General features: G+C 36.0%; 24 protein-coding genes. 22 read left to right on the forward strand and 2 right to left on the reverse strand.

Going from position 1 to position 24,534, the window contains the following annotated elements:
• The first annotated feature begins 5 nt into the window (after positions 1–5).
• Genes QUH73_RS06375 through QUH73_RS06415 form a run of 9 tightly spaced genes read left to right on the forward strand, consistent with a single transcriptional unit; the run spans position 6 to position 8,007 of the window.
• Positions 6–1,373, forward strand: a complete 1,368-nt coding sequence (locus QUH73_RS06375; RefSeq protein WP_289529605.1) for a [Fe-Fe] hydrogenase large subunit C-terminal domain-containing protein — start codon at positions 6–8, stop codon at positions 1,371–1,373.
• Between the two features lie 3 nt (positions 1,374–1,376).
• On the forward strand, positions 1,377–1,712 hold the full coding sequence (locus QUH73_RS06380) for a DRTGG domain-containing protein (protein WP_289529606.1): 336 nt from the start codon (positions 1,377–1,379) through the stop codon (positions 1,710–1,712).
• A 10-nt stretch (positions 1,713–1,722) separates the two neighbouring features.
• The gene (locus QUH73_RS06385) at positions 1,723–2,469 is read left to right on the forward strand and encodes a PHP domain-containing protein (RefSeq protein ID WP_289529607.1); all 747 of its coding nucleotides are present in this window, start codon (positions 1,723–1,725) and stop codon (positions 2,467–2,469) included.
• Positions 2,470–2,494: 25 nt separating this feature from the next.
• Entirely contained in the window at positions 2,495–2,872 is a 378-nt protein-coding gene (locus QUH73_RS06390) for a four helix bundle protein (protein ID WP_289529608.1), read from the forward strand.
• A gap of 41 nt (positions 2,873–2,913) precedes the next feature.
• Positions 2,914–3,453 carry an ATP-binding protein gene (locus tag QUH73_RS06395; protein WP_289529609.1) on the forward strand — a complete coding sequence of 180 codons (540 nt, stop codon included), beginning with the start codon at positions 2,914–2,916 and terminating at the stop codon, positions 3,451–3,453.
• Positions 3,454–3,479: 26 nt separating this feature from the next.
• Complete coding sequence (locus QUH73_RS06400; RefSeq protein WP_101308746.1) at positions 3,480–3,872, forward strand: (2Fe-2S) ferredoxin domain-containing protein; 393 nt, start codon at positions 3,480–3,482, stop codon at positions 3,870–3,872.
• Between the two features lie 20 nt (positions 3,873–3,892).
• Positions 3,893–5,686 (forward strand): NADH-quinone oxidoreductase subunit NuoF, encoded by a 1,794-nt coding sequence (locus QUH73_RS06405; RefSeq protein ID WP_289529610.1) that lies wholly within the window; start codon positions 3,893–3,895, stop codon positions 5,684–5,686.
• Between the two features lie 22 nt (positions 5,687–5,708).
• Positions 5,709–7,472 carry an NADH-dependent [FeFe] hydrogenase, group A6 gene (locus QUH73_RS06410; protein WP_289529611.1) on the forward strand — a complete coding sequence of 588 codons (1,764 nt, stop codon included), beginning with the start codon at positions 5,709–5,711 and terminating at the stop codon, positions 7,470–7,472.
• 55 nt (positions 7,473–7,527) lie between these two features.
• Complete coding sequence (locus QUH73_RS06415; RefSeq protein WP_289529612.1) at positions 7,528–8,007, forward strand: NADH-quinone oxidoreductase subunit NuoE family protein; 480 nt, start codon at positions 7,528–7,530, stop codon at positions 8,005–8,007.
• 151 nt (positions 8,008–8,158) lie between these two features.
• Here QUH73_RS06415 and QUH73_RS06420 read toward each other — a convergent pair whose 3' ends face one another.
• Positions 8,159–9,163: a Kelch repeat-containing protein gene (locus QUH73_RS06420; RefSeq protein ID WP_289529613.1), complete on the reverse strand. Its 1,005-nt coding sequence runs from the start codon at positions 9,161–9,163 to the stop codon at positions 8,159–8,161.
• Positions 9,164–9,442: 279 nt separating this feature from the next.
• Between QUH73_RS06420 and QUH73_RS06425 the strand changes: the two genes are divergently transcribed.
• From QUH73_RS06425 to QUH73_RS06440, 4 genes are all read left to right on the forward strand, one after another.
• A complete protein-coding gene (locus tag QUH73_RS06425) occupies positions 9,443–10,900 on the forward strand; it encodes a DUF4270 family protein (RefSeq protein ID WP_289529614.1) in 1,458 nt (485 codons plus the stop codon).
• Between the two features lie 34 nt (positions 10,901–10,934).
• A complete protein-coding gene (locus QUH73_RS06430; protein WP_289529615.1) occupies positions 10,935–12,218 on the forward strand; it encodes a hypothetical protein in 1,284 nt (427 codons plus the stop codon).
• Between the two features lie 208 nt (positions 12,219–12,426).
• Positions 12,427–13,860: a [FeFe] hydrogenase H-cluster radical SAM maturase HydG gene (gene hydG / locus QUH73_RS06435; RefSeq protein ID WP_289529616.1), complete on the forward strand. Its 1,434-nt coding sequence runs from the start codon at positions 12,427–12,429 to the stop codon at positions 13,858–13,860.
• Between the two features lie 86 nt (positions 13,861–13,946).
• Positions 13,947–14,210 carry a hypothetical protein gene (locus QUH73_RS06440; RefSeq protein WP_289529617.1) on the forward strand — a complete coding sequence of 88 codons (264 nt, stop codon included), beginning with the start codon at positions 13,947–13,949 and terminating at the stop codon, positions 14,208–14,210.
• Positions 14,211–14,363: 153 nt separating this feature from the next.
• Here the strand turns inward: QUH73_RS06440 and hydE are convergent, their stop codons facing one another.
• Positions 14,364–15,545, reverse strand: coding sequence for a [FeFe] hydrogenase H-cluster radical SAM maturase HydE (gene hydE / locus QUH73_RS06445; protein WP_289529618.1), 1,182 nt, complete (start codon positions 15,543–15,545; stop codon positions 14,364–14,366).
• Between the two features lie 271 nt (positions 15,546–15,816).
• On the opposite strand from hydE, the gene QUH73_RS06450 reads away from it, so the two are divergent.
• From QUH73_RS06450 to QUH73_RS06490, 9 genes are all read left to right on the forward strand, one after another.
• Positions 15,817–17,874, forward strand: a complete 2,058-nt coding sequence (locus QUH73_RS06450) for an acetate--CoA ligase family protein (RefSeq protein ID WP_289529619.1) — start codon at positions 15,817–15,819, stop codon at positions 17,872–17,874.
• Between the two features lie 38 nt (positions 17,875–17,912).
• Positions 17,913–18,062, forward strand: coding sequence for a hypothetical protein (locus QUH73_RS06455; protein ID WP_289529620.1), 150 nt, complete (start codon positions 17,913–17,915; stop codon positions 18,060–18,062).
• A gap of 142 nt (positions 18,063–18,204) precedes the next feature.
• Positions 18,205–18,897, forward strand: coding sequence for a hypothetical protein (locus QUH73_RS06460; RefSeq protein WP_289529621.1), 693 nt, complete (start codon positions 18,205–18,207; stop codon positions 18,895–18,897).
• A gap of 62 nt (positions 18,898–18,959) precedes the next feature.
• Positions 18,960–19,481, forward strand: coding sequence for a flavodoxin (locus tag QUH73_RS06465; RefSeq protein WP_289529622.1), 522 nt, complete (start codon positions 18,960–18,962; stop codon positions 19,479–19,481).
• Positions 19,482–19,688: 207 nt separating this feature from the next.
• Positions 19,689–21,005: a pyridoxal phosphate-dependent aminotransferase gene (locus tag QUH73_RS06470; protein ID WP_289529623.1), complete on the forward strand. Its 1,317-nt coding sequence runs from the start codon at positions 19,689–19,691 to the stop codon at positions 21,003–21,005.
• Between the two features lie 378 nt (positions 21,006–21,383).
• Complete coding sequence (locus tag QUH73_RS06475; protein WP_101308731.1) at positions 21,384–21,611, forward strand: 4Fe-4S dicluster domain-containing protein; 228 nt, start codon at positions 21,384–21,386, stop codon at positions 21,609–21,611.
• Between the two features lie 48 nt (positions 21,612–21,659).
• Positions 21,660–22,745, forward strand: coding sequence for a 3-methyl-2-oxobutanoate dehydrogenase subunit VorB (locus tag QUH73_RS06480; protein WP_289529624.1), 1,086 nt, complete (start codon positions 21,660–21,662; stop codon positions 22,743–22,745).
• Between the two features lie 3 nt (positions 22,746–22,748).
• The gene (locus QUH73_RS06485) at positions 22,749–23,522 is read left to right on the forward strand and encodes a thiamine pyrophosphate-dependent enzyme (RefSeq protein ID WP_289529625.1); all 774 of its coding nucleotides are present in this window, start codon (positions 22,749–22,751) and stop codon (positions 23,520–23,522) included.
• 33 nt (positions 23,523–23,555) lie between these two features.
• The gene (locus tag QUH73_RS06490; protein ID WP_289529626.1) at positions 23,556–24,107 is read left to right on the forward strand and encodes a 2-oxoacid:acceptor oxidoreductase family protein; all 552 of its coding nucleotides are present in this window, start codon (positions 23,556–23,558) and stop codon (positions 24,105–24,107) included.
• The last annotated feature ends 427 nt before the right edge of the window (positions 24,108–24,534 follow it).

The raw sequence follows: 24,534 nt of genomic DNA on the forward strand, positions 1-24,534 counted from the left end.
AGAAGATGGAGAAGGCTCATTTTTATCATGCTCTTAAAGTGGTTGAGGAGGTTTGCATTGGTTGCACACATTGTATGAACGTGTGTCCAACTTCGGCAATTCGTGTGAAAAATGGAATTGCTGATATTAATAAAAATGCTTGTGTTGATTGTGGCGAGTGTTTAAATTCATGTCCGGTTAATGCGATTATTGTTGAGCAGGATGACTTTTCTCAAATTTTCCATTATAAGCAACGGGTTGCTCTTCTTCCAACCGTTCTTTTAGGGCAATTCCCGGATGATATATCCGAAAAACAAATCTATTCTGTTATCCTTGAGTTAGGTTTTACTCATGTATATGAAGTGGACGAAACTGCTGATATTCTTACGGAAGTTACTAAAACTTACATGCAGAAGCATCATCAGGAACGTCCGTTTATTTCCAGCTTTTGTCCTGCAATCGTTCGCTTAATTCAGGTTAAGTTTCCTGCCTTGGTTGAGCATATTATTCACTTAAAGCCGGTTATTGATATTTCAGCTATATTTTATCGTGAAAAACTAAAAAATGAAGGGTTTAGTGATGATGAAGTCGGGATTTTCTACGTGACTCCATGTGCAGCAAAAATTGCTGCAGTGAAAAGTCCCGTTGGTGAAGATAAATCTTTTATTGATGGTGTTATCAACATGGATTTCATATACAATAAAGTATTGCTAAGTATTAAGCAGAACAAATCGAAAGAGCTAAAATATGAATTGAACAAACACATATCCAGAAGAAGCATTGGCTGGACATTAACCAATGGAGAAGCATCACAATATTCTGGCAGATGCTTGGCTATAGATGAAATTCATAATGTGATTGAGGTGTTGGAGAAGCTGGAAAATGAGGAGATTACTGATGTTGATTTTATAGAACTACGGGCTTGCGACCATTCTTGTGCAGGTGGTGTTTTAACTACAGAAAATAGATTTTTAGCCATAGAGAGATTACGGAAAAGAGCAGATTGGTATCATCGAAATAAACCGATTATACTTGAGAAGAAGGAAATTGAAGAGTATAGACCATATTTGTTGGAGAACATTTCCATTAAGAGTATTGAACCCCGCTCAATCTTAAGTTTGGATACTGACATGATGGAGGCGATGAAAAAGATGGAGAAAATCAATCGCATTCTAAAAGTTTTACCAAGTATCGATTGTGGCGCTTGCGGTGCTCCGCGTTGTCAGGCTTTAGCAGAGGATGTGGTACAAGGAAAAGCCAAGATGACACAATGTGTTTTTTTACAGAAGATGCTGACAAAAGAAGGTTTGATTACTCCTCAGGAGTCTTTTGATATATCTGAAAATACCTGGGGGGTAAAAAGATTCGAAAAGAAAAATATAAACGATCATTAGATAATGAAAGTACAAGACATAGTTGATAAGTTGGGATTAAAAGTGTGCAGTGGAGCCACTGGATTAAATCGCAAAATTGAAGGAGGATATACTTCTGATCTTTTAAGTGATGTGATGGGAAACGCAGATGAGAATCAGGTTTGGGTTACTTTGCAAACTCATAAAAACATCATGGCAATTGCATCTTTAAAGGAGTTGGCGGCAATAATTCTTGTGAAAGGATACGAACCGGAAGCTGATGCCACTGAGCAAAGTAATTTAGAGGGAATCCCTATTCTGTCCTCAGAGGAGGAGACTTTTGAATTAACAGGAAAATTGTTCGAGTTATTGAAGAAGTAAACGAATTGAAATGAAAGTTTTTCGAGCTGATTTGCATACTCATACTGTCCTGTCTCCATGTGGAGATTTGGAAATGAGTCCTGTGAATATCGTTCGGATTGCAAAAGAGCGTGGCGTTGACATTTTGGGAATAACAGATCATAATTCAACCTTGCATGCTCCATTAATCAGGCAGTTGGCAGAAAAAGAAGGAATTATGGTGATGATGGGAGCAGAGGTTACCTCCAAAGAAGAAGTTCATTGTTTGTGCTTTTTTGAAACTGAACACTTGCTTTCTGATTTTCAAATTTACCTCGATCAACATTTGCCTAATATTCCAAATGATACAAAATACTTTGGATATCAGGTTGTGGTGAATGAAGAGGAGGAGATTGTGCAGGAAATAGATAATTTGTTGATATCAGGCTTGAATCAAGGAATCAATGAGGTTGAACAGAAAGTTCATAAACTTCAAGGTTTGTTTATTCCAGCACATATTAATAAGACACAAAATAGTATTATTAGTCAACTGGGTTTTTTACCGCCAGATTTAAAAGTGGATGCTTTGGAAATTTCAATGCATACCACGAAAGATGAGTTTTTAAGTAAGAATAAGTATCTGAAAGGCTATACTTTTATCCAAAGTTCGGATGCACATTATGTCGATAATATAGGTAATGTATGCAGCAGGTTAACAATGAAAGAAGCCAGTTTTTCTGAGATCAGAATGGCTTTAAAAGGAGAAGATGGAAGAAGTGTTGAGTTGGAAAAAAGGTAAAAGGTAAAAGAGGAAGGTTTGATGGATGAGAAATTTTAGATCTTTAGTTGTATGGCAGAAAGGTATGTCGATTGTAACGAAGACATATGATTTAACTGCAATGTTTCCCAATGAGGAAAAATACGGTCTGAAGAGTCAGATGTGTAGAGCCGCAGTTTCGGTTCCTTCAAATATAGCGGAGGGGTGTAGCAGAGGAAGTGATAAAGATTTTGTCAGATTTTTAGAAATAGCATTGGGATCATTATTCGAATTGGAGACACAATTATTATTAGTTCAAGAATTGAACTACTCGAATCAGGAGAGTGTTAAGTTATTATTATCTATTGTTTTGGAAGAAGAAAAAATGATTAGTGGGTTTGTTAATATGCTTAAATCTGAAATTTATAAAGTGAAATGCAAATAATGCTTTTAGCTAATACCTTTAAGCTTTAACCTAAAGCGAATATGAAAGACCTGTCTTTACATATAATGGATATTATCCAAAATTCAGTGAGAGCTGAAGCTTCTAATGTTGAATTGGAAATAAGGGAGGATTTGGAAAAAGATATCTATTCAATTTCTATTAAAGATGATGGATGTGGAATGTCGGAAGAAGTTCTGAGCAGAGTATTGGATCCTTTTTTCACCACGAGAACCACACGTAAAGTTGGACTGGGTTTATCGCTGTTAAAGCAAAGTGCAGAGCAGACAGGAGGTAAATTGGAAATTTATTCTAAAGAGGGAGTGGGAACAGAACTTCAGGTTTTGTTTTCTCATAAAAATATAGACAGACCGGTAATTGGAGATATTGCCGGGGTTATGGTGTTGTTGGTGAGTGCAAATCCAAATATGGATTTTGTATATAAGCACCATACAGCGAAGGGGGAGTATATTTTTGATACAAAAGAAATAAAAGAAGTGCTGGAAGATGTTTCGGTAACAGATCCAAATATTATGCAGTATTTGAAGGAATTAATAAACGAGAACCTAAACACAATAATATAAATTTTAACCTTTAATAATTTGAGATTATGGCAAAAGTTAAATCCCTTGCAGATCTGAAGAGAATGAAAGAAGAGCTTCAGTCGAAGATGGATCTTAGGGAGAAAAGCAACGATCCGGAAGGCCTTGTGCAGATTAAAGTTGCAATGGCTACATGCGGAATTGCCTCAGGAGCTAAAGAGGTAATGGAATTCCTTATTGAAGAAACAGCAAAAAGAGGAATTCGAACTGTAGTTACCCAAACCGGATGTATGGGATATTGTTATGCAGAACCTACAATTGAGGTTCAAATTCCAGGGAAAGAACCCATCGTTTTTGGCGATGTAGATATTAAAAAAGCTGACCAAATTGTTGAAAAATACATTAAAAATGGTGAATTGGTCGACGGAATAATACCTGTAAACTACAAAACTCTAGACTAAATCTAAACGAAACAACAATTATGGAAAAGTATAAAATGCATATTCTTATTTGTGGAGGTACCGGTTGCCGGGCTTCTGCCAGTGAGGCTATTCAAAGTAATTTGCAGGAAGCAATTAAAGCCAAAGGACTTGAAGATGAAGTACAGGTTGTAATGACCGGTTGCTTCGGATTTTGTGAAAAAGGTCCTATTGTTAAAATTCTTCCGGATAATACTTTCTATGTGGAAGTGAAACCTGAAGATGCAGAAGAATTAATCGAAGAGCATATTATTAAAGGTCGTAAAGTAATGAGATTGCTTTATGTGGATCCTGAAAATAAAGAAATGATTAGTGATTCGAAACATATGGGATTTTATAAAAAGCAAATTCGAATTGCGCTTCGAAATTGCGGTTTTATTAATCCTGAAAATGTAGATGAATACATTGCAAGAGATGGTTATGCAGCCTTGGGTAAGTGTTTGGCTGAAATGACTCCGCAGACGGTAATTGACGAAATTAAGGAATCTGGATTACGCGGACGAGGAGGAGGAGGATTTCCAACTGGTTTAAAATGGGAATTTGCAGCAAAAAATGAAGCCGATCAAAAATATGTGGTTTGTAATGCTGATGAGGGAGATCCCGGAGCATTTATGGATCGTTCTATTCTGGAAGGTGATCCACACTCGGTTTTAGAGGCTATGGCTATTTGCGGATACACCATGGGAGCTGATAAAGGTGTGATTTATATTCGTGCTGAGTATCCTTTGGCGATTACCCGATTAAAAGTTGCGATTAAGCAAGCTCGTGAATACGGTTTGTTGGGCAACGATATTTTAGGTTCCGGATTTAATTTCGATGTTGAAATGCGTTACGGAGCCGGAGCATTTGTTTGTGGTGAAGAAACGGCTCTGATTCACTCCATGGAAGGTCTTCGTGGAGAACCTACAGTTAAGCCTCCGTTTCCTGCCGAATCGGGATACAACGGAAAGCCAACGAACGTAAATAATGTTGAAACATTTGCAAATATTCCTGTTATCATTAACAAAGGAGCAAGTTGGTTCAATAAAATTGGAAGTGAAAAATCAAAAGGTACCAAAGTATTTGCATTGGCCGGAAAAATCAACAATGTTGGTTTAATTGAAGTGCCAATGGGAACTACTCTTCGTGAAGTAATTTACGAAATTGGCGGTGGTATTAAAGATGGTAAAAAATTCAAAGCTGTTCAGACCGGTGGTCCGTCAGGAGGATGTTTAACAGAAAAGCATTTAGATACTCCTATCGATTTTGATAATTTGATTGCTGCAGGTTCCATGATGGGATCGGGTGGTATGATTGTTATGGATGAGGATGACTGTATGGTGTCAATGGCTAAATTTTATTTAGAATTTACTGTTGAAGAATCCTGCGGTAAATGTACACCTTGTCGCATTGGTAACAAGCGTCTTCACGAAATACTCCATAAAATTACTTTGGGCAACGGAACAAAAGAAGATCTGGATTTATTAAGAAATTTGAGTACTGTAATTAAAGATACCTCTCTTTGCGGATTGGGGCAAACATCTCCGAATCCTGTTCTTTCGACACTAGAGAATTTCTACGATGAGTATATTGCTCATGTAGAAGATCATAAATGTGCTGCGGGGCAGTGTAAAGCTTTAATGCAGTATGTCATTGATCCTGAATTGTGTGTTGGTTGTACTCTATGCTCACGTAATTGTCCTGTTGATTGTATTTCAGGAGAACGTAAGGAAGCTCATATCATTGATGCATCGAAATGTATTAAGTGTGGTGCGTGTATGGAGAAGTGTAAGTTTAATGCAATAAGCATACAGTAAGGAGGATCTTAATATGGAAAAAATGATCAAATTAACCATTGATAAAAAACAAGTAGAAGTACCTCAGGGAACTACTATTTTGGAAGCCGCCAAAGGAATCGGTGTTGATATTCCAACTCTTTGCTATATGCATCTTGGCGATATGGGAATTGAACACAAGCCCGGCGGATGCCGAATTTGTGTTGTTGAGGTGGAAGGTCGTCGTAATTTGGCACCATCCTGTAACTCGAAGTGTGAGCAGGGTATGGTAATTCATACTCATAACATGAGAGTGTTAAATGCACGTAAAACTGTAATGGAACTGATGCTTTCAGATCATCCATTCGATTGTTTGGTGTGTGCGAAATCAGGAAACTGTGATTTGCAGTCAACGGCTCAACAATTAGGTGTTCGTGAACTGCACTATAAAGGTGAACAATCAACCTATAAAGTAGATTATTCTCCGTCGATTATTCGCGACATGGACAAATGTATCATGTGTCGCAGATGTGAAACAATGTGTAACGATGTGCAGACTGTTGGAGCTCTATCTGCAATAAACAGAGGTTTCCAATCTGTTGTTGCAACAGCTTTCGAAATGGATTTAGAAAAATCAACATGTACTTATTGCGGACAGTGTGTTGCAGTTTGTCCTACAGGAGCATTAACCGAGAAAGATCATACGAATCAGCTGATTAGAGATCTTGCAGATCCTAAGAAGACTGTTGTGGTTCAAACTGCTCCTGCTGTACGTGCTGCTTTGGGTGAGGAGTTTGGTATGGAACCAGGAACTTTGGTGACCGGAAAAATGGTTTCAGCTCTGCGTCAGTTAGGATTTGATAATGTATTTGATACTGATTTTGCTGCTGATCTTACCATTATGGAAGAGGGAACAGAATTATTGGGTCGTTTAAAAAGACATTTGGACGGTGATAAAGATGTTAAATTACCAATTTTAACCTCTTGTTGTCCGGGATGGGTGAATTTCTTTGAACACCATTTTCCTGAAATGAAGGATATTCCTTCTACAGCTCGTTCTCCTCAGCAAATGTTTGGCCCTATTGCTAAAAATTATTTGGCAAAGAAAATGGGAATCGAACGTGAAGACATGATTGTTGTTTCTATTATGCCATGTTTGGCTAAGAAATACGAATGTCAACGCGATGAGTTTAAAGTTGACGGCGATCCTGATGTAAATTATTCGATTTCAACCCGTGAATTGGCAAACTTGATTAAGCAGGCTAATATGGATTTAAAAACTCTTCCGGATGAAGAATTTGATCATCCACTTGGTGAATCTACTGGTGCGAGTGTTATTTTTGGTGCAACAGGTGGTGTTATCGAGGCTGCTGCCCGTACTGCTTATGAAATTTATACTGGAAAAACATTAGAGAATGTGAATTTTGAGGCTTTACGTGGCATGGAAGGCATTCGAAGTGCAACGGTAGATTTTGATGGGTTAGATGTTAATATTGGTATTGCTCACGGATTGGGAAATGCCCGTAAACTTCTCGAAGATATTCGTGATGGTAAATCAAAATATCATGCAATTGAGATTATGGCTTGTCCTGGAGGTTGTATTGGGGGTGGAGGTCAGCCATTGCATCATGGCGATTCTTCAATCCTGAAAAAACGTGCAGCGGCTCTTTATCGCGAAGATGCAGGAAAAGCGATTCGTAAGTCTCACGAGAACCCATACATTATTAAATTGTATGAAGAGTTCTTAGGTAAGCCATGCGGTGAATTATCTCACAAATTATTGCATACTCATTATTTCGATAAGAGTAAAGATATTGAGATTGAATAAATTATTTTGAACCATTAGGATTGATAAAATCCAATTAATATAAAGAGTTTATATTATGGCAAAAATTAAATTAGCAAAATCCAAAGTGGATAAACTTGTGGAGATTTGCAAATCATTTGATAATGAAGGAAGCGAGTTGATTAATGTGCTTCATAAAGCTCAGGAGACCTTTGGGTATCTTCCAGCTGAAGTTCAGGAAATTATAGCCCGCGAATTGAACGTTTCTGTTGCTCATGTTTATGGTGTAGTAACATTCTATTCATTTTTCTCGATGGTACCAAAAGGAGAATTTCCAATTTCTGTTTGTATGGGAACTGCCTGTTATGTTAGAGGTGCAGAGAAGGTGTTGGAAGAATTCAAACGTCAGTTGAGTGTTCCTGTTGGCGAAACTACTGAAGATGGTAAGTTCTCAATAAGCTGTTTGCGTTGCGTGGGGGCTTGCGGATTAGCTCCGGTTGTTACTATTGGAGAACGTGTTTACGGACGCGTTTCTGCAGGTGACGTAGCTGATATTATTAAAGAATATCAAAAATGAAGTGCTATTTTGTATTTGAAACCTCCGGCTCTTGAGTCGGAGGTTTTTTATTATTACAGATTTTTGTTGTCAGTTTAAATAATATCTGATTTTGAAGCAAAAAAAAACACTGCAATTATGCAGTGTTTTGAATTAAATATTTGGAGATAATTTAGAAATTATCATCATCAGTTTCTTTCATCGTTGGATTAAATTCCCACATGTTACTAAGGTAACCATTACCGTATCCAGTTGCAATAAATCCTTTGTTGTTTAAAGAGAAACCAACAGCACCTTCTCTTACGCCAACTTCATATTCTAAAGACGTTTTTTCGCTCCAATCATCTATTGTTGGATTATATTCCCATACCTCATTTGTGTAAGATCCAGTTTTTCCTGTAGCCACATAACCTTTGTTGTTAATCACAAAAGAAACTGCCTCAGAACGTTGTACATCTTCCCATTTGTTATCCTTATTCAAACTTTTTTTGGCTGTGAAACCTACTGCCGGATCAAATTCCCATACATCATTGGCACTACCTTCGCCTGAAATAATATAGGCTTTTCCACCAATAACAAAGCTGGTTGTGTTTCTACATTTTTCTCCGTTAAAATTAATTTTAGACCAAACTCCATTTTCAAATTTGTAAAAATCTTTAAGAAGGCTTCTGTCTTCTCCCTCAAGGAAACCGTATCCTGTACCAACATATCCAATGTTGTTGATTGAGAAAGCAACCGCATCTTGTCTTTTACTGCCAGGAAATTCACCTGCTACTAAAGTCCAGGTTCCAATTTCCTTGCCATCAGCATCAACAGCCGGAGTATATTCATAAAAATCAGATAAACGATTGTCTTCGTCATCTACTCCTGTACCTACGTATCCTTTAGAGTTTGCAGTAAATGCAACAGCTTTTAATCTTGCTGTACCAGGGAAATCAGCAATTTTCTCCCAATCTCGGGTAATTGTATATTTGTAGAATGAAGTTAATGCATCTTTGCCATTAAAACCTGTTCCAACATAAACAGCATCATCAATAACAAAGCTAACAGCTCCACTACGCTCAATACCCGGAAAAGTTGAGCTTTTAATCCAGTTACCATCTAGGTTGTCGCTACTGCCACAGCTGGTTATAAATAGAGATAATGCGAAAAATGCAAATAGTAATCTTAGTTTCATTTGTTATGAGTTTATCAATAAATATTGTAATTATTAAACTTTAAAAATGAAGAGAAAAAAGTATTCCCGTCCATATTGAGGACAAATATAAATAAAATTCAATAGGATTGTTTTTCTGTTCCTGAAAATAATGGGTTGTTTAGAAAATTTAACATTTAGAATAACGATATTTTATATACATTTGCGGGGTGTTTGATGATTTTAGTTAATTGTTGGCATAGTTTTTTGTTCATGATTTATCTTTTTCCTTATATGATTAGTAAACCGTATTTATTAAAAATGAGAAAACTTATTACTATACTATTTGTTTCTGTTCTTGGTTTTTTTACCAGTTGCAATTCAGATACTTTTCAGGAACACGAGATCGGTGACAATTTAATCGATAAATCGACTGAAGTACATTTAATAGACACATTTACTGTGCAAAGTGCAACTGTAAAATTGGATTCGGTATTAACTTCAGGTTATCCAGATATTTCACGACCTTATACTAATATTTTGTTTGGGGGCTACCATGATGATCACTTTGGTGATGTTACATCTGAGTTTTATACTACTTTAAGTTTGGGTGGTGCTTTTGAAATGGTGGCTGATATAAATAATAAGAAAAATATACCATTGCAATTTGATTCTTTGGTTTTTATAGGTTTTCCAGATACACGTTATTACGGGGATACCTTACAAGAGCAAACAATTAGTTTTCATAAATTAAATAAAGAGATTTATTTGCCAAATGGACAAAAAGGATTTTATGGACATCATACTATCGCCAATGATGATGTTGCATTTGGAAGTTCGGCATTTTATCTTAAACCTAGAAAGCAATCGGTAGAAATTAAGACAATCGGCGATAAAGCGATACCTGAAATAGAGAGAAAAAGGGACGGTTTACGTTTGAGAATAGCAGATGCTTTTGGACAGGATATTGTGAACCGGGTTAATTCGAATGATGATACGTTGCATAATATTTTTAAATGGAGAAAGTTTTTTAATGGAATGGTTTTGAAGCCCGGTTCGGGAAATTCTGTGATGTTTTCGTTTAAATTAGGAGATCCGGGAATGAAACTGCGTCTTTATTTTACCTATTCCGGGAGCAAAAAAGGCTATCATGATTTTCCTGTTGTAATCTCGAGGAATAGAAGTTCTGAGAGTACTTTGCCCTACTACAATTTTTCCAATTTTATTTCAGACAAAACTTCAACACCTCAGGATTTGGGTCGGATTGTTGAAGAAACAGAAGAACTGAAATCGGAAGAGACCGATAACCTCGCATTTATTCAGGGAGGGATTGGATTTTATGCAAAAGTGAAAATCCCTTACGTTGAAAATTTAAATAATTTGGGTGTAACAGGTGGTGTATTGAAATCTGAGTTGATTTTTTATCCTTTAGAGGGAAGTTTTGATAACTCAATTTTCAGGTTGCCATCTTCTGCGATTAGTGTATATGTTACAAACAGGGATAATAATAGAGTGGCGGCGTTAACAGACTCAAGAGGCTCTGCTTTATCAGCTGTATATAACAATTACACAGAGCATAAAAATGAAGGGTACTATTCTATAGATCTAACAAGCTATGTTAATGGTATTCTTACTAATGGTCAGGATTTTGAAGATGGATTATTAATTGGTTTCTCTTATGAAAATATTGGAAATACATTTGATCGGATGATTATTGAAAATGATCCTGGTTCTGATTTTAGAATTCGCCTAAAAACAACTTACGTTGTACAAAATTAATTACTAAACGTTGAATAATATTAATTGCAATTATATGTGGAACGTAAGAATGAATATTAACTTTTTTAATTCTACCGGAAAAATTACAGCACTGTTTGTTTTAGGTTTGTTACTTATTACTTCGAATGTTTTTTCTCAAAATAATACAAGTTCTCCTTATTCTTATTTTGGATTGGGTGAGCGCATGCAAAATATAAATGGAAATAGTGCTGCAATGGGTGGTGTTAGCTACGGTTACAAGAGAGGCGATGTTCTCAACTTAAGTAATCCGGCATCCTTAAGTAGTATTGACAGCTTAAAATTCCATTTTAATATTGGTACGACTTTTAAGTTTAGCAAATTAAATCAAGGAGATAAGAGTGATCACTTTAATGATTTTAATTTGTCGAGAATTGCATTTGGCTTTAAAGTTTCTCCTAGATATGGAACAGCTTTATCTATTTCACCTTATTCCAGTTTAGGTTATGAGATCAACAAACGTGATGAAATACTTGGAGATTCAAGAAGTGTGATTAGATCGCTGTTAGGATCGGGAGGGCTAAATCAGTTTGTCTGGTCAAATGGAGTTCAGTTAAGCAAAGATTTATCTTTAGGGGTAAATGGTATTTATTTATTTGGAAACAATACCCGAAGCGAAGATGTCGTAATTGAAGGTGGGGCTTCTACAGTTTATCGTGGTAAAACAGAATTAATATCTAAGGGGTTATATTTTAATTTGGCTCTGCAATACGAAAGAACCTTTGGAGATTATAAAATTAATTTTGGCGGTATGTATCAGCCGAACATTGGTGTGGATGCGAAGAGGATTACAAGTGTTAGTGTTTCAAATAGTGCGGCAATTAAATTTGAGGATGAGGATCGTGGCACCTTTGATGTTCCGGAAAGTTTTGGTGCGGGTTTTGGATTAAATAAGGGAAAACACTTTTGGTTTGGCGGCGATTATACTCATGAAAAATGGAAAGGAACAAGAATTTTTGATGAAGTTACTGATCTGGTTAACCGTGATAAGTTTAGTCTTGGAATGGAGTATAATGCCAATGATGGTTATGCAAGGAAATTCTTAAAGAAAATGACTTATCGTATGGGCGGATTTTATGATACTGGTTATATAAAAGTAGGAGGTAATAATATCGATTCTTATGGGCTTAGTTTGGGACTTGGAATTCCGATGGCACAACAGAAAGGAATGTTGAATATAGCATTAGAATTCGGGAGTACCGGAACCTTAAGTAATAATATGGTGCGTGAAGATTTCACTCGAATAACAATTGATTTTAATCTGTTTGAAACTTGGTTTGTAAAACGTAAGTATCAATAATAGATCTCATTAATTTATGTATAACCCAAGGCAGTTTTAGCCTTGGGTTTTTTTATGGAATACAAATAAAAATATAATAACTCTTAAACTCTAAATTATTCTTGAATCAAAATAATAATGTTTAATTTTGATCTGAAAACTAACAAAGTACATGAAAATATGGGGGCGTATGTGCTATCCATTTTTTTGTAACAATACAGCGCAAAACATGAAAATGATCTACAAACCTCAGGAGTATCGGATTAAAGATGAAAGGATGAAACCTTTTATTGATGAATCTGAAATTTGGGAGATTTTGGAAGAAGCCCAACCAACTGAAGAAAATGTTCGTCGAATTATTCAAAAATCATTGAATAAGAATCGGTTAAGCTTGCAGGAGACTGCCGTTTTATTAAAGGTTGAAGATGAAAAATTAATTGAAGAAATTAAAGCTGGGGCAAGAGAGCTTAAAGAAAAGATATATGGTGACCGTATCGTTATTTTTGCTCCTTTGTATATTGGGAATAAGTGTGTAAATAATTGTACCTATTGTGGTTTTAGAGCCTCAAATATCAAACAAAAAAGGACAACACTTGCACACGAGCAAATTAGAGCGGAAGTTAAGGCCTTAGAGGATTCCGGTCAAAAAAGACTGATACTGGTTTATGGAGAACACCCAATGTACGATGCTGATTTTATTGCTGATTCTGTAAAGACAGTATATGATGTGAAATCGGGTAATGGCGAGATCAGAAGAGTTAACATCAATGCGGCACCTCTTGATATTGAAGGATTTAAAATAGTTAAGGAATCGGGAATTGGAACCTATCAGATTTTTCAGGAAACCTACCACCGTGAGGCATATGCTAAATATCACTTAAGTGGTAAAAAGAGAGATTTTGAGTGGCGGATAACTGGTCTTGACAGAGCACAGGAGGCGTTAATTGATGATGTTGGTATTGGTGCATTGTTTGGTTTGTATGATTGGAAATATGAAGTGTTAGGTTTGCTTCGTCATGTGAATCATTTCGAAGCCTGTTACAATGTTGGACCACACACAATTTCTTTCCCGCGAATTAAAGCGGCTTCCGATTCTAATATTGATCCGGAATTTGAAGTTAGCGACAAGGATTTTGTTAGACTTGTTGCGATTCTTAGACTGGCAGTTCCTTATACGGGAATGATTCTTACAGCCAGAGAGTCAAAGGAAATAAGAGAAGAGGTTATTAAGTTGGGGGTTTCTCAGATTGATGCTGGTACGAACATCCAATTAGGAGGATATTCAGAAGATAATGCTAAAGAGCAAAAACTGGAGCAGGAACAATTTGAAATTGGAGATCCCCGTAGTTTATCGGAAGTGATTGATGAGCTTTTGGATAAGAAGTATTTGCCTTCATTCTGTACTGCCTGTTATCGGAAAGGTAGAACGGGAGAGCATTTTATGGAGTTTTCTGTTCCTGGTTTTATAAAACGGTTTTGTTCTCAAAATGCGATTCTAACTTTAGCTGAGTATTTGGAGGATTACGCCACACCAGAGATGAAAAAGAAGGGATATGATTTAATCGAAGTGAAGATTGATGAATTGAAAGATTTTCAGAAAACTGAAGATTTGCTTAAACGTTTGGAGATGGTGAAACAAGGGGAACGTGATCTTTATTATTAGCAATTTAAAGCGAATTTTTATTTTTGGAGATGAGATGTTTTTTGTAACTTGTTACTGATCCGTCTGACGACTCTAAATTTGCTTTTATGGAAACATCAGCTATTTGGATATTTGGTATCCTTATCCGCGACAAAGAAAAAGAAGATGGTTGTGTACAGAAAATTCTAGTTCAATATGCAGATTCTATTAAAACCCGCTTGGGTTTATATGATGTTGAACATCGGAAGAGTCATCCTCAGGGGTTGCTTTTGATTCAGGTGATTGGATCAAAAAAAGAAATGGAACAATTCGAAAAAGAAATTTATATGATTGAAGGAGTTGAAATTCAACATATGATGTTTGAATCGTAGCGACTAAAAAAGTTCGGTATTGCCGAACTTTTTTTACATCGCTTTTTTTAGTTCTATAACAAAATGGGAGTCTTTTCCGGGTTCACTTTCGCACCATACTTTATCTTTCATTGCCTCTATGTATTTTTTAATAATGGATAATCTCAGGCTTGTTTATTTTTCACCTGCAGATGGTTTGGTTCTTAAAATTTGAAATTTACCCAAGAGCTTTTTCTGATCTTCTATTGGAGCGACTGAAGACGCTTTATATTTGTTTTTACGTTTTTGATAGTGTTGAGAATCTCCCCATTCTCCGTAGCCTATAACTCCATCTGCCATATTAATTCTGGCTTCCATGCAGTTGGTGCAATCATCAGCACCTTCATCAATGCATGGTTTGTTTTGGTAAAGTAGATAATTTGCTCTTTCGGTGGTTGGCGTAATGTTGGGCATAATAATATTGGCTCCAATTCGCAGTGCTTTTTCTCTTCCCAGCGGATCGATTGCTTGAAGGGCAGTGGCCGAAGCAATATTAATATCCTTCATCATGATTCTAAGTACAGCAATCATTTTTAAAGTGAGGCGGAATCGATCATTCAAACTCATTAATTGATCTTTGAATTGATACATTGGAGTTTGATCGTGTTCAATAAATGGTCCCATGCCAACCATGTCGATATCAAACTTTTGCATAAAAAGCAGGTCGTTGGCCAAATCATCGTAAGTCTGAAAAGGAATTCCAATCATGACTCCGGTTCCGGTTTGATAGCCAATTTCCTGAAGATATTTTAGGCATTTCAACCTTGTTTCGTGCGAATGTTCTTCGTTGTTAGGGTGGATTCTATTGTAGAGATCTTTGTTGCTCGATTCAATGCGCAATAAATAACGGTGAGCACCTGCATCAAACCATTTTTGATAGGTTTCTTTTGTTTGTTCTCCTATCGAAATGGTAATTCCGAGTTCATTATTACTGACTTTTTTAATCTCTTTCAGTAAGTTCTCAATTCGATCAATAAATTTTTGGTCCGATCTTTCTCCCGATTGCAATACTAAAGAACCATACTTGTTTTCGTAAGCAAATTTTGCCGCTTTCAGTATTTCTTCATCTGCAATATCGTATCTGTTTACGGTGCTGTTGCTTGCACGAATTCCACAATAAAGACAATCTTTTTTACAAATGTTTGAGAATTCAACCAATCCACGGAAGTGCACATTTTTCCCAACATATTTTAGTTTTATTTTTGATGATTTCCCAAATAATGCTTTTTCATCTTCATCTTTCGATTGTAATAATCGAATAATATCACCTTTGGTGAATTGATCTTGTTGCAAGATCTGCTCAATTGTTTTAGTCATCTGGAATTAGTTGCTTTTAACTTGACAGCAAAATTACAGATAAAATTTTAGCTTTTTGTACCATGCGATACAAAATGGATATTTGCATTGTAAACTCCGAATTTAATTATTTTGTAATGCATTGATAAAAAAATGCTTATCTCAAATTTGAGAATTGTCAGTTTTTACGTTAACGTTTGTTTTTGCTTACAGTTTGTTGGGTAAATCACTCTTTTGGGAATAGAATATTATTATATTTGTCGCAAAATAGCAAAACACTAAACAACAAAAAATGATAAACGAACAGTTACTTAACCCTAAGAGTATTGTAGTTGTCGGAGGTTCCGATGATGTGCAAAAACCAGGAGGTAAGGTCTTAAAAAACTTAATTGATGGTAATTTTAAAGGAGATCTTTATGTTTCAAATCCTAAAATGGACAAAGTTCAGGGGGTTGAATCATACAAAGATCTGAAGGATTTACCACAAGTAGATTTAGCAATTATAGCCATTGCCGCTAAATTTTGTCCTTCAACCATTAAATTTCTTGCTGAAGAAAAAAATACGAGAGCTTTTATCATTCTTTCTGCCGGATTTAGTGAAGAAAATGAAGAAGGTGAGAAACTTGAAAAAGAGATTGTGGAGATTGTTAATTCAGTGGGAGGTTCTTTAATTGGGCCAAACTGTGTTGGTGTATTAAATTCCAATTATAATGGTGTTTTTACAACACCTATTCCAAGTTTAGATTCCAAAGGATGTGACTTTATTTCAGGTTCGGGAGCAACGGCAGTGTTTATTATGGAATCTGGTGTTCCAAAAGGATTATCTTTCTCAAGTGTATATTCTGTAGGAAACTCCGCACAAATGGGTGTTGAAGAGATTCTTAAATACATGGATGAGAGTTTTAATCCTGAAACAAGCAGTAAGGTTAAGTTATTATATATCGAGAACATCGATAAGCCAGCCATGCTTTTAAAGCATGCTTCCTCTTTAATCCGTAAAGGGTGTAAAATTGCAGCTATCAAATCGGGTAGTTCCGAAGCTGGAAGTCGAGCTGCATCTTCGCATACAGGAGCTCTTGCCAGTCCTGATGCGGCTGTTGCTGCCTTGTTTGAAAAAGCAGGTATTGTTCGTTGCAAGGGGAGAGATGAATTGGCTACGGTTGCCTCAATTTTCATGCATCCGGAGTTAAAAGGAAAAAATATTGCTATAATTACTCACGCTGGAGGACCTGCGGTAATGTTAACAGATTCTCTTTCTAACAATGGATTGGATGTTCCTCATATCGAAGGACTCAAAGCAGATGCGTTGTTAGAGAAACTATATGGCGGATCATCGGTTTCTAATCCTATTGATTTTTTAGCAACAGGTACTGCACAGCAATTAGGAGATATTATTGATGCTTGTGAAAATGACTTTGATAATATTGATGCAATGGCTGTAATATTTGGTAGTCCGGGATTATTTCCTGTGTACGATGTTTATGATCTTCTGCATGAGAAAATGAAGCAATGTAAAAAACCAATCTACCCAATTCTGCCATCGATAGTTAATGTTAAAGATGAAATTGAGCATTTTTTGGCTAAAGGAAGAATTAATTTCCCAGATGAAGTTGTGTTTGGTGATGCATTGGCAAAGGTTTATAATACATCAAAACCTCAAGCTGAGGAAATTGAAATGCCTGAAGTTGATAAAGAAGCAATTCGTAAAATTATTGATGAGGCTGAAAATGGTTACTTGAGTCCGGAACAACTGCATAATTTATTGGATGCAGCAGGAATTGCAAGAGCCAAAGAAGGTGTTGCCGATACTGAAGATGAAATTGCAGCTATGGCAAAAGAAATCGGTTTTCCTTTAGTGATGAAGGTTGTTGGACCGGTTCATAAATCGGATGTTGGCGGAGTTACTTTAAATGTGAAAGACGAGGAAACTGTTCGTTCTGAATTCAGAAGAATGATGCAGATTAAAGATACCTATGCCGTTATGCTGGCACAGATGCTAAAAGGTACCGAAGTGTTTATCGGAGCAAAACGCGAAGATAAGTTCGGGCACATGGTGTTGTGTGGTTTAGGAGGTATTTTTATCGAAATTTTAAAAGATGTGAAAGCATCATTGGCACCAATTGCCAGGCAAGAAGCACACGAAATGATTCAAGGATTAAAATCTTATGGAATTATTAAAGGTGTAAGAGGACAGGAACCTGTTAATGAAGATAAATTTGCTGATGCAATTACAAGAGTTGCGGCTTTAATGAAAGTTGCTCCTGAAATTTTCGAAATGGATTTAAACCCTCTTTTAGGAAATAAAAATGCTGTAGTTGCTGTTGATGCACGTATTCGAATTGAAAAATAATCCCGAATTTATTCGGAATTAAAATTTATAATTTTGTGATGAGAAAGTTGAAAGATCTAAGTTTAAATGAGAAGTTGATGATTAGTTTTGTGGTGATTTTATTGTTAGGAATTGCCGTGAAATGGAAAGGAGTTAAAGAAGGTTTTTTCAATGGGTGGAATAAATACACAGAACAAACAGATAAATAATAGTATTGATAGCATGGGAATTTCTCATGCTATTGATTTAGAATAAAACTATACATGAAACGTCCATGTATAAAGCTTTCTGCACACAGGGAGATGATTATATGGCAAGTTCCATCTGACAAGAACTTAAAATTATAAACAGATGAAAAAACAAGATTTTATTTTTGCCTTTAGCTTCCTTCTTTTGTTTTTGCCATTTTTTATTTCTCAAACAGTTTTTGATTTCTATGTTGACTTTAACAAGGCGCACGGAATGATTACCAGTTTTGCGAAATTTGCAGTGTTGGCAACTATAGGTGAGCTTATAGGACTTAGATTAAGAACAGGAAACTATTGTCAAACCGGATTTGGAATAGTTCCACGGGCAATCGTTTGGGGATTTTTAGGGATGACCATTAAATTGGCTTTTGTGATTTTTGCAACAGGAACACCTGTTTTCTTATCCTATTTGGGTGTTGAAGGAGCTGTTGACGCAATGAAAGGAGATTTTTCTCTTGTGAAATTATTGGTTGCATTTGTCACCTCTGCCTGTCTTAATTTAATTTATGCTCCGGTTATGATGACACTTCATAAAATTACCGACACGCATATTCTTGATAATGGAGGTACATTGTCAGGATTTATGAGACCAATTCAGATTTCCAGAATTTTCATCAATCTTAATTGGGATGTTCAGTGGAATTTTGTCTTTAAAAAAACCATTCCTTTTTTCTGGATTCCTGCCCATACAATTACCTTTTTATTACCTCCCGATTTTCAGGTTTTGTTTGCGGCCTTATTGGGGATCGTTTTAGGGGTTTTACTTGCAATTGCAAGTTTGAAAAGTTCCAAATAATTTTAACTTTGTAAGAACGTTAAACACACAAACAAAATTGATATCACTAAACACTGTATCCTATGAGTAAAATTGGATTGTTTTATGGCCCGGAAGGTGGAAATGTAGAAAGAGTAGCTAAGCTACTTGCTGAAAAAGTAGATTCTGATCGAATTGTAGTTCATAAGGTTAAGGATTGTGAGGCTAAAGATGTAGCTCAGTATTCCAATATTATTATGGGGATTTCGACTCTAGGTAAACACACTTGGTCTTCAGATAATTCCGGAAATGATTGGGATATTTTCTTGCCAAAATTGAATGGGGTAGATTTAAAAGGAAAAAAAGTAGCTCTTTTTGGTTTAGGTGATCATATTGCTTACGCAGATTTCTTTGTTGATTCAATGGGCGATTTGGCTGATAGTATTAAATTAACTGGTGCCGAAATTGTAGGACAGGTAAGTGATGAAGGGTATGAATATAGTGAGTCGAGAGCTTTTAGAGAGGGTAAATTTGTTGGTTTACCTTTAGATGAAGATTTTGAAGATGATTTAACTGAAGAAAGAGTGGAGAATTGGGTGAAATTAATTCTTCCTGAATTTGAATAATTAGAGGAATATAAATATTTAGGCTGACGGTTTACCGATCAGCCTTTTTTTTGTGCCGATTGTGTTGATTTGATATTTCGACAACGATTACTTTGATTGTATTTCAATTATATCAGGATGATTAGTTTTAAATTGTAATGAATTTTCGTAAAATTGCAATGATCTAAAATTACACCAGTTTTTAATAAAATACGTAAACCAAAAATGATGAAAACCCCAATAAACTCTCAAATTGTTGATCAAAAACTTGCTTTGTGCGAGATTCATAAGATGGAGGATGCCACAATTCGAGATGTGGTTCGTGTTGTTAATATGATTGAAGAAGAAAGTGGCGAGAAGTTCATTCGTATGGAGATGGGAGTTCCGGGACTAAAACCGGCAAAAGTAGGAATAGAAGCAGAAAAACAAGCTTTGGAAGATGGCGTTGCTTCTGCTTACCCTATGTTGGAAGGAGTAAGAGCATTAAAAGAGGAAGCATCAAAGTTCGTGAAGAATTTTATGAATGTAGACATTGCCCCTGAAGGTATTGTTCCCACAGTAGGTTCAATGCAAGGTGGTTATGCTGCATTTATGGCCATAGGTAATTGTGATGCTAAAAAAGACACCATATTATTTATTGATCCAGGATTTCCGGTTCAAAAAACTCAGTTAGAGGTAATGAATCAGAAATATGAATCTTTCGATGTATTCAATTATCGGGGAGATAAGTTGAAAGCAAAACTGGAAGAGTTTTTGGTAAAAGGAAATATCGCGGGTATCATTTATTCGAACCCAAACAATCCTGCATGGATTTGTTTTAATGAGGATGAGTTGAAAATAATAGGAGAGTTGGCGAATAAGTATGACACAATTGTTATGGAAGATTTAGCCTACTTCGCTATGGATTTCCGAACTGACCTTAGTCAGCCTGGTGTTGCTCCTTATCAGCCAAGTGTTGCTAATTATACCGACAATTATGTGTTGATGATTTCCAGTTCAAAAGCATTTAGTTATGCCGGTCAGCGTATTGGATTGCTATGCATTTCAAATAAATTATTTCACAAGCGTTTCGAACATTTAAAATCACGATTTGGAGCCGATGAATTTGGTTATACTCTTATTTATAGAATTATTTACACCTTATCATCCGGGACTTCTCATTCTGCTCAATATGCTTTACGTGCAATGTTGAAGGCTGCCAATGAAGGTGAATTTAATTTTATTGAAGAGGTAAAAGAGTATGGAGAGAGAGCCAAAATCATGAAAAAACTATTTTTAGAAAATGGCTTTGAGTTGGTGTATGAGAGTGATATTGATTTGCCTTTGGCTGATGGGTTTTATTTTACGGTTACATATCCTGGTTTAACCGGGTCGGATTTAAATAAAAAGCTATTGTATTATGGAATCTCAGCAATTTGTTTGAATGAAACCGGTAGTTTAAAAGAAGGACTTAGAGCTTGCGTTTCGCAAGTTTCCCGAAAGCAGTTTAATGTATTGGAGTTTCGGTTAAAAGAATTTCATAAACATCATCAGGTATTGGCTTAACAGATTGTTGCTAATGATGGTGATAAAGAAAATGTATTTGTTTGATAGATAGTGATTTGTGCGAAATACAGATTGAAACTTCAAAATAACAACACTTAAAGTTTCATGGATTTGTATTCATGAAACTTTTTTTTTGATGTATATTTATATGTTAGAGAATTGATTCTTGTATAAATAATATTATTTATATCAAGTTTCAATTTGTAAGCTACAAGAGGATAAAACAAATAAATTGTTACTTTAAGTTGGGATATTTATTTAGACTGATTGTAAATTTCGCAAAATCATAATGAATCGAAAGCAAAATAATGGAAAGTGCTTTTGATTTGTTACCTTTATCAGGTAAAATAAAATATAATTCTTAATTCTAAATACGCTATGGCAAAATTCAAAGGCGCTATTGTTGTTGATACCGAAAAATGTAAAGGTTGTGGCTTATGTGTTGTAGCCTGCCCTACAAAGGTTATTGAACTTGCGCGCGACGTGAATGGCAAAGGTTATCATTATGCACATATGGCCAATGCAGATGCATGTATTGGTTGTTCAAGTTGTGGTTTAGTTTGTCCGGACACTGTAATTACCGTTTACAGAGTAAAAGCAAGCTAGATTAAGCTACCTTATTCTAAATCTGAAAAATTTATAAAAATATTTGTAATGGGAGACGTTCGTTTAATGAAAGGAAATGAGGTTATTGCTGAAGCAGCCATTCGCTGCGGATGTGATGGGTATTTTGGTTACCCGATTACTCCTCAATCCGAAATAATGGAAACCCTAATGATCCGCAGACCTCAGGAAGAAACAGGGATGGTGGTTCTACAAGCTGAAAGTGAAGTTGCGGCCATCAATATGGTTTATGGTGGAGCTTCATGCGGAAAAAAAGTAATGACTTCTTCATCAAGTCCTGGTATTAGTTTAAAAGCAGAAGGGATTACCTATTTAGCGGGTGCCGAATTGCCTGCTTTGATTGTTAATATCGTTCGGGGCGGACCAGGTTTAGGTACTATTCAGCCAGCTCAGTCAGATTATTTTCAGGCTGTTAAAGGTGGAGGTCATGGTGATTATAAATTAATTGTATTGGCTCCCGCATCTGTGCAGGAAATGAACGATTTTGTAGATCTTTCATTTAAATTGGCCTTTAAATATTTAAATCCGGCAATGATTTTATCTGATGGTGTTATTGGTCAGATGATGGAAAAAGTTGAATTGTCAGATTTCAAACCACGATGGACTGCTGAGGAAATAAAGAAAATTTCGGGATCTTGGGCTACCATAGGTAAAACGGCGGATCGCGAGCGTAATATCTCGACTTCTCTAGACTTGGATTCTGCTAAACAAGAAATATTCAATCATAAATTGCAGGCGAAATATCGCGCAATGGAAGAGAATGAAGTGAGATTCGAAAAGATTGCATGTGATGATGCAGAATATCTTTTTGTTGCTTATGGATCTAGTGCCCGTATCTGCCAAAAAGCAGTAGAGCAAGCTCGTGAAAAAGGAATTAAGGTTGGATTGTTACGTCCGATTACCCTTTTCCCATATCCTACTAAAGCGATTCAGGAAATGTTGAAGGATGTGAAAGGAATTTTATCCGTTGAGATGAGCGCAGGTCAAATGGTTGAGGATGTTCGTCTTGCCGTTAACGGTAAAGTGCCTGTTGAGCATTTTGGACGTTATGGTGGAATCATTCCTACGCCTGAGGAAGTAGTTGAAGCATTGGAACAAAAAATTTTAGGAAAATAAGTTATGACAGCAACGACTGAAATCAACAAAATAATTAGCAAAGAGAATCTGGTTTATGGTAAAACCAGTGTTCTTTTGGATAATGAAATGCACTACTGTCCTGGATGTACTCACGGAGTAATTCATAAAGTAATTGCAGAGGTTATTGACGAGATGGGGATTCAGGATAAAACAATTGGTGTTTCACCAGTTGGATGTTCTGTTTTAGCCTACAACTATATTGATATCGATTGGCAGCAAGCCGCTCATGGCCGTGCTCCTGCATTGGCAACGGCAACTTCCCGTTTGATGCCAGGGAAATATGTTTTCACTTATCAAGGTGACGGTGATTTAGCATCAATTGGTTGTGCTGAGATTATTCACGCTTGTAACCGAGGTGAAAATATCGTCGTGTTTTTCGTGAATAATGCGATTTATGGTATGACAGGTGGTCAAATGGCTCCAACTACATTGGAAGGTCAGGTTACTGCCACTACTCCTTACGGACGTGATTGTAAAGTCACAGGATTTCCAATGAAAATTACTGAAATGATTGCCATGTTGCCAGGTACACGCTTTGTAACCCGTCAATCAGCAGAAACTCCTGGAGCAGTAAGAAAATTAAAGAAAGCAGCTCAGAAAGCTTTTGAAAATACACGAGAAAACAAAGGATTATCTTTTATCGAGATTGTTGGTACCTGTAGTTCCGGATGGAAACTTTCACCAGTTAAATCTAACGAGTGGATGAAAGAAAACATGTTTGCTTACTATCCGTTGGGTACATTAAAGGATGAATAAAAATCCATTTTAATCAATTAAACTGTAAAAAAAATGACAGAAGAAATAATAATTGCAGGATTTGGTGGTCAAGGTGTACTTTCAATGGGTAAAATTCTCGCTTATTCTGGAATCATGCAAAATCAGGAAGTATCATGGATGCCTTCTTACGGACCTGAAATGCGTGGAGGAACTGCAAATGTAACAGTAATCTTAAGTGATGATAGAATTAGTTCACCTGTTTTGAAAAAGTTTGATACTGCGATCATTCTTAACCAGCAATCAATGGATAAGTTTGTGGATGAGGTTAAACCAGGTGGTACTTTATTGTATGATCCAAATGGTATTACGCATCATCCGGAAAGAAAAGATATTAATATTTATAGAATTCCTGGAGCTGCTCTTGCTGCTGAATTAGGAAATCCTCAAACTTTTAACATGATTATTATGGGAGGTTTCCTTAAAGTGAAGCCAATCGTATTATTGGAAAATGTTAAAAAAGGTTTGGAGAAGTCTTTGCCAGAGCGCCATCATAAATTAATACCTTTAAATATTGAAGCAATTCAAAAAGGTAGTGATTCTGTAGAGACGGTTCACACCATATAAGAAATAGCACAACTATACTAACATAAGGATAGTCAAAAGGAGAATTCTATGTGGGATTCTCCTTTTTTGTTTCGAATTGTAAAATGAGAATATCTATTGTTATATGATTGATTTAGATTTTGTTAGTTGTTGTGTGAAGGTGGTTTGTATCTGCTGGAATAAGTCTCTGATTAAATACAAAAACCTTTGTTTTAGTTGAAATACTATTTGATGAAGGGGAGTTTGGAAGCGTTATTTTCTTTTTATAAAATGTGATGAAAATAACTGAAATTTTAATTTGAAATCGTTTTGAGGTTTTGAATTAATGTTTACCTTTGCACTCCGATTCGGGAGTGTAGTGGTTAGGCATGATGATCGTATCGGAATTTCCTTATGAATAGTATATGGTTTTAGGGTTAAAACTTCGTATTGGAAATCATTTTGGGTT

Origin of the sequence: Labilibaculum sp. K2S (assembly GCF_030372765.1) — a bacterium.
GTDB lineage: Bacteria > Bacteroidota > Bacteroidia > Bacteroidales > Marinifilaceae > Labilibaculum.

Bases quoted from the DNA above. Each gene is read 5' to 3' on its own strand.
- QUH73_RS06375 (WP_289529605.1), top strand. From the start codon at position 6: ATGGAGAAGGCTCATTTTTATCATGCTCTTAAAGTGGTTGAGGAGGTT.
- QUH73_RS06380 (WP_289529606.1), top strand. From the start codon at position 1,377: ATGAAAGTACAAGACATAGTTGATAAGTTGGGATTAAAAGTGTGCAGT.
- QUH73_RS06385 (WP_289529607.1), top strand. From the start codon at position 1,723: ATGAAAGTTTTTCGAGCTGATTTGCATACTCATACTGTCCTGTCTCCA.
- QUH73_RS06390 (WP_289529608.1), top strand. From the start codon at position 2,495: ATGAGAAATTTTAGATCTTTAGTTGTATGGCAGAAAGGTATGTCGATT.
- QUH73_RS06395 (WP_289529609.1), top strand. From the start codon at position 2,914: ATGAAAGACCTGTCTTTACATATAATGGATATTATCCAAAATTCAGTG.
- QUH73_RS06400 (WP_101308746.1), top strand. From the start codon at position 3,480: ATGGCAAAAGTTAAATCCCTTGCAGATCTGAAGAGAATGAAAGAAGAG.
- QUH73_RS06405 (WP_289529610.1), top strand. From the start codon at position 3,893: ATGGAAAAGTATAAAATGCATATTCTTATTTGTGGAGGTACCGGTTGC.
- QUH73_RS06410 (WP_289529611.1), top strand. From the start codon at position 5,709: ATGATCAAATTAACCATTGATAAAAAACAAGTAGAAGTACCTCAGGGA.
- QUH73_RS06415 (WP_289529612.1), top strand. From the start codon at position 7,528: ATGGCAAAAATTAAATTAGCAAAATCCAAAGTGGATAAACTTGTGGAG.
- QUH73_RS06420 (WP_289529613.1), bottom strand. From the start codon at position 9,163: ATGAAACTAAGATTACTATTTGCATTTTTCGCATTATCTCTATTTATA.
- QUH73_RS06425 (WP_289529614.1), top strand. From the start codon at position 9,443: ATGAGAAAACTTATTACTATACTATTTGTTTCTGTTCTTGGTTTTTTT.
- QUH73_RS06430 (WP_289529615.1), top strand. From the start codon at position 10,935: ATGTGGAACGTAAGAATGAATATTAACTTTTTTAATTCTACCGGAAAA.
- hydG (WP_289529616.1), top strand. From the start codon at position 12,427: ATGAAAATGATCTACAAACCTCAGGAGTATCGGATTAAAGATGAAAGG.
- QUH73_RS06440 (WP_289529617.1), top strand. From the start codon at position 13,947: ATGGAAACATCAGCTATTTGGATATTTGGTATCCTTATCCGCGACAAA.
- hydE (WP_289529618.1), bottom strand. From the start codon at position 15,545: ATGACTAAAACAATTGAGCAGATCTTGCAACAAGATCAATTCACCAAA.
- QUH73_RS06450 (WP_289529619.1), top strand. From the start codon at position 15,817: ATGATAAACGAACAGTTACTTAACCCTAAGAGTATTGTAGTTGTCGGA.
- QUH73_RS06455 (WP_289529620.1), top strand. From the start codon at position 17,913: ATGAGAAAGTTGAAAGATCTAAGTTTAAATGAGAAGTTGATGATTAGT.
- QUH73_RS06460 (WP_289529621.1), top strand. From the start codon at position 18,205: ATGAAAAAACAAGATTTTATTTTTGCCTTTAGCTTCCTTCTTTTGTTT.
- QUH73_RS06465 (WP_289529622.1), top strand. From the start codon at position 18,960: ATGAGTAAAATTGGATTGTTTTATGGCCCGGAAGGTGGAAATGTAGAA.
- QUH73_RS06470 (WP_289529623.1), top strand. From the start codon at position 19,689: ATGAAAACCCCAATAAACTCTCAAATTGTTGATCAAAAACTTGCTTTG.
- QUH73_RS06475 (WP_101308731.1), top strand. From the start codon at position 21,384: ATGGCAAAATTCAAAGGCGCTATTGTTGTTGATACCGAAAAATGTAAA.
- QUH73_RS06480 (WP_289529624.1), top strand. From the start codon at position 21,660: ATGGGAGACGTTCGTTTAATGAAAGGAAATGAGGTTATTGCTGAAGCA.
- QUH73_RS06485 (WP_289529625.1), top strand. From the start codon at position 22,749: ATGACAGCAACGACTGAAATCAACAAAATAATTAGCAAAGAGAATCTG.
- QUH73_RS06490 (WP_289529626.1), top strand. From the start codon at position 23,556: ATGACAGAAGAAATAATAATTGCAGGATTTGGTGGTCAAGGTGTACTT.